This window comes from Actinomyces sp. ICM47, from assembly GCF_000278725.1.
GTDB lineage: Bacteria > Actinomycetota > Actinomycetes > Actinomycetales > Actinomycetaceae > Pauljensenia.
This window is the reverse complement of the sequence record NZ_ALCA01000091.1, coordinates 1-10,239: the sequence shown is the minus strand read 5'-3', so window position 1 is coordinate 10,239 and position 10,239 is coordinate 1. Positions and strand designations below refer to the sequence as shown.

Genomic DNA, 10,239 nt, shown 5'->3' with positions numbered 1-10,239 from the left:
GCCTTCGCCGTCGCCGCTGGCGCGCTGGCCCTGCCCGCCGCCACCTCCGCGACGCAGGCCGCCCCCGCCTTCGGCCTCGCTGCCACGACCGAGCGCGCCCCCTCGCTGGTCGACCTCGACGCCACCAGGACCGGTTCTATCACCATCCACAAGCTGGTGAAGGACGACACCAACGGCATGACCGCTGGCAACGGCCTCGAGGACGCCACCGCCACCGGCACGCCCCTGGACGGCGCGACCTTCACCGTCGAGAAGCTGACCAACGTCGACCTCACCACGCAGGCCGGCTGGGAGAAGCTCGCTGGCTACAACGGCAACGTTGACACCGCGAAGGCTGACGGTACCGACGCGGCCATCACGAAGACCACCGCCGGTGGCGGCCTGGCTGTCTTCGACGGCCTCACCGTCGGTGCCTACCTCGTGACCGAGACCGCGACGCCTCCCGGCTACGTCGGCTCCAAGCCCTTCATCATCACGGTGCCCATGACGCACCCGACCGACCTCAACAAGTGGGTCTACGACGTCCACGCCTACCCGAAGAACTCGAAGGCTAACATCGACAAGACCGTCAAGGACGATACCACCCCGGCCATCGGCTCCGAGATCTCCTACACCCTGAAGTCCGACGTGCCCGCCGCTGAGGCCCTCGACTACTACGATGTCGTCGACCAGTACGACAAGCGCGTCGAGCTGCCCGAGGCCGGCGTCACCCTGAAGATCGTCGACGGCAAGACCGGCGAGGTCGCCCTGGTCAAGGACACCGACTACAAGCTGATCTCCGCCGACGGCACCGACGGTAAGACCAAGTTCTGGACCGCCGAGTTCACCGCGGCCGGCCGCCAGAAGCTGCTCGACAACCGTAAGGACGACACCACCAAGGTCCAGATGGACCTGGTCGGCACCGTCAAGGACAAGGTGGAGAACGACGGCCTGTTTAAGAACAAGGCCATCCTGCTCCCCAACGCCCCCTCCAACGGCTGGACCCCCGGCTCCGGCACCGTTCCCCCGCCGGACTACCCGAACTCCGAGGTCGTCTCCAAGTTCGGCAAGGTGAAGATCACCAAGGTCTCCGCCAAGGACACTGCCGCCAAGCTTCAGGGTGCCGAGTTCGAGGTCTACCAGTGCACGCCTCAGTCCACCCCGACCGCGAACTTCGAGTCCGTCGACGCCACCCTCGACAAGAAGCTGAGCCCCGCCGGCACGTCCACCTACACCACCGACGCCAACGGTGAGGTCACCATCGACGGCCTGCGTAACAACGACTGGGAGAACAACGAAGCCGTCACCAACCCCGGCTGGTACTGCCTCGTCGAGACCAAGGCCCCCGACGGCTTCGAGCTCCAGACCCGCCCGATCGCCTTCCAGGTCCTGCAGACCAACTCCACCGCTGACAACGAGTACACCCTCGCGACGACCGTCAAGGACGTCCCCACGAACGGTGGCTTCAACCTGCCACTGACCGGTGCTGCCGGCGTCGGCGTCCTGATCGGTGCTGGTGCCCTCCTCGTGGGCGGCTCCGGTGCGATCGCGCTGGCCAACAAGCGTCGCAAGGAGCAGGCCGACGCCTGATCCTCGCTAGCTAGCGACACACAGGGGGGTGTGGACCCACAGGTCCGCACCCCCCTCGCGTTGCCCGCAACCCACCCACAGCGGTACTACCCTGTAACCAGACAAACTGCCCCGGCCTCGGCAATGAACGGAGAAAGCGTGAGCACCCAAGCGCCCGACAAGAAGAAGTTACCCCTCAAGCGGCGTCTCCTGACCATCGCGCCCCCCATCCTGCTGCTCGCCGGCGTCCTGGTCCTCCTGTACCCGGTCTTCGCGACCCAGTACAACAACTACCGCCAGGAATCCATCGCCTCCCAATTCAGCGCCGTCGCCGAAGACGCCGGCCCCGACGCCGTCGCCGAAAACCTGCGCCGCGCCGACGAATACAACGCCAACGCCGCCGAGTCGCCGATCCTCGACCCCTGGCTGGACGCGCAGCGCCCTGGCACCGAGGCCTACCAGGAATACCTGAGTCAACTCAACATCAACGACGTCATGGCCACCGTCAAGATCCCCGCCATCAACGTCAACCTGCCCATCTATCACGGCACCGAAAGCGCGACCCTCGACAAGGGCATCGGCCACCTCTTCGGCACCGCCCTGCCCGTTGGCGGCGAGTCCACGCACACCGTCCTCACCGGACACACCGGCCTGGGCACCGCTACCATGTTCGACCAGCTCACCAGCCTCAAAGAAGGCGACGTCTTCTACATCGAAGTCCCCGGCCGTCACCTCAAATACCAAATCAACGACATCCGCGTCGTCCTGCCCAACGAGACTGAAACCCTCAACAAGGTCGCAGGCAAGGACCTGGCCACCCTCATTACCTGCACGCCCTACGGCGTCAACACCCACCGCCTCCTGGTCACCGGAGAGCGCGTCCCCATGGACGAAGAAACCGTCGCCGCCGAATCAGCTCAGGTCAAGGGAACCGTCCTGCGCCCGTGGATGATTGCTATCCTCATCGCCGTCGCCATCATCCTCCTGGTCTCCGCCATCGTCTGGGCGCGCTCGCGCAAGCGCCGTACCGAAGAACCCGCGCAGATCGACGAGGCCGTGGCTGGCACGGGTGCAGCGGGCACTGCTGCGGGTGCTGCTTCGGTTGGTGGGGCTGCCTCGGGCGTTGCTTCGCTTAGTGGGGCTGCCTCGGCTGGTCGGACTCACGCGGCCGCGCCCGACCTGCTGACCTCCGCCGACCAGATCTCCGACGACGAGATCAACGCGGGACGCATTGCAGCCCTGCGCAAGATGCTGGAGGAACGCGGCCGAGAATAAGGGATTGCCTTCTCTCTCAGGGCCGGTCAGGTGGCCCTGAGGGGACACCTAGCCCACTCCTCCACGCAGTGAGGAACCCTCCTTTCGCGGCGTCCCACGGGCCGCGCAAGATGCGTAAGCGCGCGAGTGTGAGCGACCAAGCTCACCCGCGCGCTTGCGCGTATCTACATTCAAGCCATTCAGTAACTGTGAAATGACCTGAAGCCTACGCACAGAACCCGCCCCGCGCCAGCCCCGCACTGAGTGCAAGGAGCAGGCCCCGGCCTCGTCCCACCCACACCCCAAGGAACACACGACGGGCGAGGCGAGCGAGACCCGAGGAGGCCTCGTCACCTACCATGGACGCATGAACCTCAGCTTCCCCGAGCGCATCCGCGTCGACGCCATCATCCAAGCCGCCATGGATATGGAGGCCGCGCCCCTCCTGCACGCACTCACGCCCATCGGCGACGACGAAACCCCGCAGGCCCTGCTGGCTGGCACCCACAAGACGCAGCGCTACGCGCTCGGCGAGCTCGACGGGAAAACCGTCCTCGTCGTCACCTCCGGCATCGGCCTGGCCAACGCCGCCTCCGCCACCGCGCGCGCCCTCACCCTCGTCGACGCACCCATCGTCATCGCCGCCGGCACCACCGGCGGCCTCGCCCGCGACATCAACGTCGGCGACATCGCCGCCGGCACCACCGCCATCTACGGGCAAGCCGACGCCACCGCCTTCGGCTACGCCATGGGCCAAGTCCCCCAAATGCCCGTCGACTACACCACCTCCGACGCCGCCGTCGCGCGCCTGGCCGAACTGCCCGCGCTGATCACCCACACCGTGCGCGAAGGCCGCATCGTCTCCTCCGACTCCTTCTGCACCGAGCAAGTCGCCGACCCCATGCGCGAACGCTTCCCCGACGCCATCGGCGCCGACATGGAAACCTGCGCCATGGCCCAAGTCTGCTGGTCCTCCAGCGTCGACTGGATCAGCCTGCGCGCCGTCTCCGACCTGTGCGGACCCGGTGCCAACCAGGCCTTCCACATGGACGGGCAGCGCGCCGCCGGCCACAGCGCCGAAGCCGTGCGCGCCTACCTGACGCTGCTGTAAAGAGGGCTTGCGGGCTTCCCACCGCCGCAAGGAAACGGGGACGGGCGGCCACGCTCAGGCCTCGTCCCATCACCCGACCCAGAAGGAAACCAACCATGACCCAGCCCCGACCCGCCCGCGTCCTCATGGTGTGCACCGGCAACATCTGCCGCTCGACGATGGCGCACGCGATCCTCCAGCAGGAAGCCGCGCGCGCCGGCGTGGACGTCGTCGTCGACAGCGCCGGCGTCTCCGACGAAGAGCAGGGCAACCCCATCGACCGTCGCGCCGCCCGCGTCCTGCGCGACGCCGGGTACGCCGTGCCCGACCACCGCGCGCGCCAGATCCGCGCCGCCGAGCTGGGGGAGTGGGACCTGATCCTCGCCATGACCTCGCGGCACCTGGGCATCCTGCAGCGCCTCGCTGACCGCGCGGGGGTCGAACACGAGGGCGCACCTGCGTCTGCGGAGGACCTGGGCGCGGGGCCGCGCATCTGCCTGTACCGCGACCTGGACCCCGCGGGCAGCGGCGACGTGCCCGACCCGTGGTACGGCGGGCACCAGGACTTCCTGGACACCCTCGAGGTCATCGAGCGAGTCACGCCGACGATCATCGCCCTGGCTCGCTGAGCGGCGGCGGGCGCGGAGTGCGGATGCCCTGCGTCATGAGCTCCATGCACGAGGCCGTGGTTGCGCGTGTCGGCATGCGTTCGTGGATAGGTTGTGGGCACGCGGATAGGTTATGAAGACGCGGATAGGTTGTGGGCACGCGGATAGGTTATGAACACGCGGATAGGCTAATAACCTATCCGCAAGCGCGTAACCTATCCGCAAGCGCGTCACCTATCCGCAAGCGCGTCACCTATCCGCAAGCGCGTCACCTATCCGCGTCGAGTTTTGGCGCGTTCTGTGACCCCTCGGAATGTGTGGTTAAGGTGCGTGGGGCGATCCTGGGTCGGGTAACGAGGCCGGGGTCGGGTGGCGGGGTCTAGATCGGGGGCGATCCGGGGTCGGGTACGAGGCCGTGGTGGGCCGCGAGGCCGACATCTGGCCGACAAACGCGTCTTGACAATGGGTTGAGGTTGTTTGTTGCTCGCGTCACGGACTAGGGTGGGGTTGTTGACATGTCGGTCAGCAGCTGCGCGGTCTGCGGACAGTGAGGATCCCGGCGACCTTGTCGAATGCGTCATTCCGGGTGCTAACTCGTGAGTATCGGTCGCGCACAAAGAGACCAGTGAACGCCACGCGCCACAGGCGGTGCTACGCGCATACACAACACGAAGTAAGGACGCACATGAACCCACTGACAAAGATCGCACGCGGTGAGCGAGTGACAATCATTGCCATTGCATTTATTGCAGCCATCGCCCTCGTCCTGGCCGTGGGTGGCTTCTTCATGGTGCGCACATTCCTGACGAACATGGAGTCAGGAACCGCGGCTTCGAAAGCGAGCGCCGATTCACACGGAGGAATGAGCGGGGAGACATCGTCCGGCGAGGCTTCACAGGCACCCTACACCGAGTCCCAGCCCGAGGCTGCTGCTCCCACCCCGGAGGCCACGGCCTCGACCATGCCCCCGTGCGAGGACGGCACCTCGGCACCCGACGGCACCTGCCTGCACCCCGCGTCGGTTCAGTGGCTCGATGATCTCCTGCCCGACCCGTCCGCCGTTAATCGGAAGGATCCTGACGCGGTGTGCTCCGCCTACGTCATCACCAATCAGACGTGGGATGCGTCGCGCGACGTCACGAACGCGTTCGCATCCATCCGCGCGAGCGTCTACGAAACGCCCGATCTGCAGCGTATGCACACGCCGACCCCGGAGCTTGAGAGGGGACAGGGTGAGTTCCTGCCGCTCGTGCCGAACCGCTCCCACACCACCGTCACGATTGAGAGCATCGGCGTCGAAGGCAGGGAATCTCTCAAGCGCGAAGGCGATCAGTGGGTGCGCCTCGTCAGCTTTACGCGCTCCTACGCGGACGGCTCGCACGAACCGGTCCACGAGTTGGTGTTCCTGACCCTCATTCAGCAGGAGGATGGTATCTGGGCTGTCGCTAACGCCGATTGGCACTGATCGGTACGAGGCCGTGGTTGCGCGTGTCGGCATGCGTTCGTGGATAGGTTGTGGGCACGCGGATAGGTTATGAAGACGCGGATAGGCTAATAACCTATCCGCAAGCGCGTAACCTATCCGCATCGCGTCGCGACGGTAGGGCGCAGCACGCGGGCGGCCACCCCTTGGTAGCCGCCCGCGTGGATGCTGGTGAGCTGTTCGCTGCGCCGCTTACTGCAACGCTCCAATAGGCTGCTCAGTCCGGAAGAGTTGCCCCGGCCTCGGCGAGGAGGGCGCGAATCTGGTCTTCGACGCCTTTGGTGCCGCGGCCGACCTGGCGCAGCTGGCCGTCGGCACCCGCAATGTAGTGCGTGGGCCAGGCGGTCGCGCCGTAGGTTTGGAACGCCGCCAACTCCGGGTCCAGCGCGACCGGGTACGTGATGCCCAGCTTCTCGATCGCGCCGCTCACGACGGCGGGGTCACGGTCGTGGGGCTGCTGCGGCGAGTGGACGCCGACCACGACCAGGCCGTAGTTCTTGTACTTCTCATAGATACGCTCAAGCTCGGGGATTTCACGCTGGCAGTTCGTGCACGAACTTGACCAGAAGTCCACGAGAGTCACCGTGCCGGTGGGCTGGCCGAGGGAGTTCATCCACTCGGAGGCGTTGATCTCGGGCAGAGCACCGCAGTCCTTGCCGGTGCCGCGGGCGCACTGGGCGAAGTCACCGCGGGCCTCGACCTCGGTCTCGGGGTCGCAGGCACCGGTCTCGCACGCTTCGCCCGCATCCGCCTGAAGGGACGCCGTGTAGTCCGGGATCATGCGCTGCAGGGCGGCCGGCGCGTCGGTCGCGATGCCGACCGCCAGGGCGATCATGGCGACGCCGGCAGCGATGCGCAGGGGGCGCTGGCGGGCCTTCAGGCTCGCGGCCACGCCCGACCCCGCCAGGGCCACGGCGAGCAGCGGAATCGACAGGCCGACCGCGAAGGAGACCGCCAGACCGACGATGCGCCACGTCACCTGGCCCGTGTTTGAGGCGACGATGACCGAGGCCAGTACCGGCCCCGCGCAGGGGACGAACGCCGCGCCGAGCACCAGGCCCAGGCCAAAGCCCGCGCTGTCGCCCGTCGTACGGGGTGCCAGGCGCGCGAAGGGCCGCTCGAGGACCTCCATGACCTTCGGGACGATCATGCCGATGCCCACGGCCACGAGCAGCACGATACCCGCCCAGCGGATCGCCGTCTGCGGCAGGTGCAGCAGGCTCAGCAGTGCCGAACCTGCGACCGTGATCAGCATGAACGACGTGACGAGGCCGACGACGATCAGGAGGGGACGGCGAGCGATGCTCGGGGAGTCATCGACCTTCTTCGCGGTGATGGCAGGGGAGGGGCCGCCCTTGCCCAGGCTCACGCCGGGCGCGACGCGGAAGAGGTCGGGATCGACGGCATTGGTCGTGTTCTCAGAGGACGAGGCCGTGGAAGCCTTCGCGGAATCTTTGCCGCCCGCGGCACCGAGGAACAAAACGGGTAGGACAGGCAGGATACACGGGGAAATACCCGTGACGAGACCGCCAAGAAGACCAAGCAAGAGGAACATAGGTTCACCTTACTTGGTATAGGTGAGAAAAGCGCGCGACGTGACGGCTACACGCATGGACACGTCAGATGTGATGACTCGATACCACACGTCGCATGCAATTCCCCGCGCGTCTTTCGAACGCTCAAACAAAATCGTTGACATCATGCGGGTTGTGAGGGGTTGTCTCACGGCCCTCCAGGGGAATTGCGCGTCACATTACAGGGATAGCACCAGGTCCGCGCGGGCCTTCGTGCGCTCCACGAGCGCCATGTTCGCCGCGTCCACCGTGCGTACCCAGTGCGCAGCATCCGCGCGATCACGCCCAAAACTCACGTGCCGATCAATGAGGCGAGAGGCCAACTCCTCAAACGGCGTATCAATGTAGACGAGCATATCAACAAGCCCACGCACGTCCGCCCACCCGGGCAACTCCAACCCCAGGTAGTTCCCCTCCGTAATCACAACGCCGTTGACCTCGATGGCCAGGGATGCGGCGACGGGCTCGTGCAGGTCGCGCCGGTAATCGGGGGCCAGAACGATGCCGTCCGCGCGGCGCACCCGCCCGAGCATTGCCACGTATCCGCCCACGTCAAAGGTATCGGGTGCGCCCTTGTGGTCGGCCAGTCCGCGCTCAGCCAGCAGCGCGTTCGACATGTGGAAGCCATCCATCGGCACCAGGCCTGCGACCGCAATGCCCGCCTCGGGCAGGGCGACCGCCAGCTGCGCCGCAATCGTGCTCTTCCCAGTCCCAGGCGGGCCAGTCAACCCCAGCACGCGCACGGGGTCGCCGCTGCGAGCGCGCTCAGCCACGGCCTCGACGATGCGCGTCGTGATCGACGAAGCCTGCGTGCCCACCTGCGCCTCGCTCACGGCTTAATGACGGGCAGAGTCGACCAGGGGAAGTTAATCCACTTGTCGGTGTGCGCCCACACGTAGTCCGGCTCGATGATGGAGACCGGCTTCTTGTAGATGACGGCGCTGCGGGCCTCCACGCGGATCGAGGCGGAGCCATCCAGAGACAGGCCGTGCTCGTCGATGAGGTCCATGACCATCTTCAGGGTCTTGCCGGAGTCGGCGACGTCGTCGACAACGAGGACGCGCTTGCCGTCCATCGCAGAGACGTCCATGAGCGGGGGGAGAAGGACGGGTTCGGTGAGGGTTTCGCCGATGCCGGAGTAGAACTCGACGTTCATGGTGCCGATGGCCTTGACGTCCATCGCGTAGGCAATCGCGCCCGCAGGGATCAGGCCGCCGCGGGCGATGGCGACGATCAGGTCCGGGATCCAGCCGGATTCGACGATCTGCTGGGTGAGCTCACGGGAAGCGCCACCGAAGCCTTCCCAGGTGAGGACCTCGCGGTCGGGAGCGGTTGTGGCGTCGGGGCTGGCGATTGTACCCATGGCTTCCTTCTCTCGGGAGTTGTTGGGAACAAGGGTATCGCCGTCGGGCGTGTGTGTGCGCGCTTGCGCGCGCGTGTGGGCCTATGACGTGGGCAGATGCACGCCGCTGATCGAGGCGAGTTCTCGCTCGTAGGCGCGCCCGGGCGAGGTCGGGGTCCCGTGATGCTCCCACGCGAGGATCAGCGCGGGGTCGAAAAAGCGCGAACACAACCCGCACGAGGAGACGCGGCGAGGTGCCCGGTAGAGGCGGCGCTTGGCCCCGCAGCGCGGGCACGTGCCCACCCAGGGCGCGTCCGGTGCGGGTAGGGATGAGGGCAGCCGAGCGGAATCCGGCGCGCCGAGGGCTCGGGCTGCCCGCTTCCACGCGGCGTCATGCCCGTGGGCGGGACCGACCAGGGCGTGGGCGATCTCGTGCAGGATCACCCCCCGGATCGTGTCCTCGTCATACAGGTCGGTGAGTGGCCCGGACAGGCTGATCGTGCGTGCGCCGTGCGTGCAGGCTCCGGCCCGCCGCCTCGCGTTGTCAAAACGGAAACGCCAGCCGGTCAGCTCCGCGGCGTCCATCAGGGTGCGCGCGAGGGCGCGTGCGTCTTCCCGTTTCATCGTGCCCCCGCGAGTACGCCGAGGAGGCGCTTCATGGAGACCTTGTTGGGTGTTCCCAGGGTCTGGGCGAACATGGAGACGCGCAGCTCCTCGGCCATCCACCGCGCCTGCGTGAGCGCGGCGGCGGCGCGGGCCTCGTAGGGGCGACGCTCCAGGGCCTGCCGCGCGGCGGCGATGTCGGCCTCGGCCTGGTGGATGCGGTCCATGTCCTCCAGGTCGCGACCCAGCGCCCCCGGCGAAGAAGCGGCACGCTCGATGCGCACGGCCCCGGCGCGCAGGTAGCGGGCCAGGTGCGGGAGTGCGAAGGCGGGCGTGGCCGATACGAAGCCCTCGTAGAGCAGCGTCTTTCCGTGGCGGGCGACGTCTCGCGTCGTCTCTTCCAGCGAGGCCTGGGGGTGGGAGCGCACGGCGGCGTCGGCCTCGGCGCTGGCCTCCAGGGCCCGCACGACGTGGGAGAGGATCTGGTAGACGCGGTCCTCGTGCGCGTCGCGCGCGGCCGCCACGAGGGTCTCGAAGGCCTCGGGGTCGCGAACGTTCGCGGGGGTGCTCAGCTCGTCGACCAGGGCGAGCGCCGAGGCCAGCTGCGCGTCCGCGACCAGGGCCGCCGTGTCCGCGTAGGGGGAGGCCGCCAGCATGAGGGCCTCGCGGCCCGTCCAGCGCGTGGTCACGCGGTTCGTCGCCAAGGCAAGGCGGGTAAGCAGCAGGCGGGCGAGGCC

General features: G+C 67.3%; 10 protein-coding genes. 5 read left to right on the top strand and 5 right to left on the bottom strand.

Annotated elements, in window-relative coordinates; genetic code table 11:
- The 5 genes from HMPREF1136_RS06055 to HMPREF1136_RS06035 all read left to right on the top strand — a co-directional run.
- Positions 1-1,569, top strand: a 1,569-nt coding sequence (locus tag HMPREF1136_RS06055) for a SpaH/EbpB family LPXTG-anchored major pilin (protein ID WP_009648453.1), incomplete at its 5' end; no start/stop codon positions are given.
- A gap of 138 nt (positions 1,570-1,707) precedes the next feature.
- Complete coding sequence (locus HMPREF1136_RS06050; RefSeq protein WP_009648452.1) at positions 1,708-2,823, top strand: class C sortase; 1,116 nt, start codon at positions 1,708-1,710, stop codon at positions 2,821-2,823.
- 346 nt (positions 2,824-3,169) lie between these two features.
- The gene (gene mtnN / locus HMPREF1136_RS06045) at positions 3,170-3,913 is read left to right on the top strand and encodes a 5'-methylthioadenosine/S-adenosylhomocysteine nucleosidase (RefSeq protein ID WP_009648449.1); all 744 of its coding nucleotides are present in this window, start codon (positions 3,170-3,172) and stop codon (positions 3,911-3,913) included.
- Positions 3,914-4,008: 95 nt separating this feature from the next.
- Positions 4,009-4,521, top strand: coding sequence for a low molecular weight protein-tyrosine-phosphatase (locus tag HMPREF1136_RS06040; protein WP_009648448.1), 513 nt, complete (start codon positions 4,009-4,011; stop codon positions 4,519-4,521).
- 664 nt (positions 4,522-5,185) lie between these two features.
- The gene (locus HMPREF1136_RS06035) at positions 5,186-5,965 is read left to right on the top strand and encodes a hypothetical protein (protein ID WP_009648446.1); all 780 of its coding nucleotides are present in this window, start codon (positions 5,186-5,188) and stop codon (positions 5,963-5,965) included.
- A 235-nt stretch (positions 5,966-6,200) separates the two neighbouring features.
- On the opposite strand, the gene HMPREF1136_RS06030 is transcribed toward HMPREF1136_RS06035, so the two are convergent.
- From HMPREF1136_RS06030 to HMPREF1136_RS06010, 5 genes are all read right to left on the bottom strand, one after another.
- Positions 6,201-7,538, bottom strand: coding sequence for a cytochrome c biogenesis protein/redoxin (locus tag HMPREF1136_RS06030; RefSeq protein WP_009648450.1), 1,338 nt, complete (start codon positions 7,536-7,538; stop codon positions 6,201-6,203).
- A 198-nt stretch (positions 7,539-7,736) separates the two neighbouring features.
- Positions 7,737-8,390 carry a nucleoside/nucleotide kinase family protein gene (locus HMPREF1136_RS06025; RefSeq protein ID WP_034505149.1) on the bottom strand — a complete coding sequence of 218 codons (654 nt, stop codon included), beginning with the start codon at positions 8,388-8,390 and terminating at the stop codon, positions 7,737-7,739.
- Positions 8,387-8,920, bottom strand: a complete 534-nt coding sequence (locus HMPREF1136_RS06020) for a phosphoribosyltransferase (protein WP_009648447.1) — start codon at positions 8,918-8,920, stop codon at positions 8,387-8,389. Before HMPREF1136_RS06020 ends, HMPREF1136_RS06025 begins: the two co-directional genes overlap by 4 nt.
- A gap of 81 nt (positions 8,921-9,001) precedes the next feature.
- Positions 9,002-9,523: a SprT-like domain-containing protein gene (locus HMPREF1136_RS06015; protein ID WP_009648454.1), complete on the bottom strand. Its 522-nt coding sequence runs from the start codon at positions 9,521-9,523 to the stop codon at positions 9,002-9,004.
- Positions 9,520-10,239, bottom strand: a 720-nt coding sequence (locus HMPREF1136_RS06010) for a DUF3418 domain-containing protein (protein WP_009648451.1), incomplete at its 5' end; no start/stop codon positions are given. The genes HMPREF1136_RS06015 and HMPREF1136_RS06010, both read right to left, overlap by 4 nt.

Bases quoted from the DNA above. Each gene is read 5' to 3' on its own strand.
- HMPREF1136_RS06040 (WP_009648448.1), top strand. From the start codon at position 4,009: ATGACCCAGCCCCGACCCGCCCGCGTCCTCATGGTGTGCACCGGCAAC.
- HMPREF1136_RS06035 (WP_009648446.1), top strand. From the start codon at position 5,186: ATGAACCCACTGACAAAGATCGCACGCGGTGAGCGAGTGACAATCATT.
- mtnN (WP_009648449.1), top strand. From the start codon at position 3,170: ATGAACCTCAGCTTCCCCGAGCGCATCCGCGTCGACGCCATCATCCAA.
- HMPREF1136_RS06015 (WP_009648454.1), bottom strand. From the start codon at position 9,523: ATGAAACGGGAAGACGCACGCGCCCTCGCGCGCACCCTGATGGACGCC.
- HMPREF1136_RS06030 (WP_009648450.1), bottom strand. From the start codon at position 7,538: ATGTTCCTCTTGCTTGGTCTTCTTGGCGGTCTCGTCACGGGTATTTCC.
- HMPREF1136_RS06020 (WP_009648447.1), bottom strand. From the start codon at position 8,920: ATGGGTACAATCGCCAGCCCCGACGCCACAACCGCTCCCGACCGCGAG.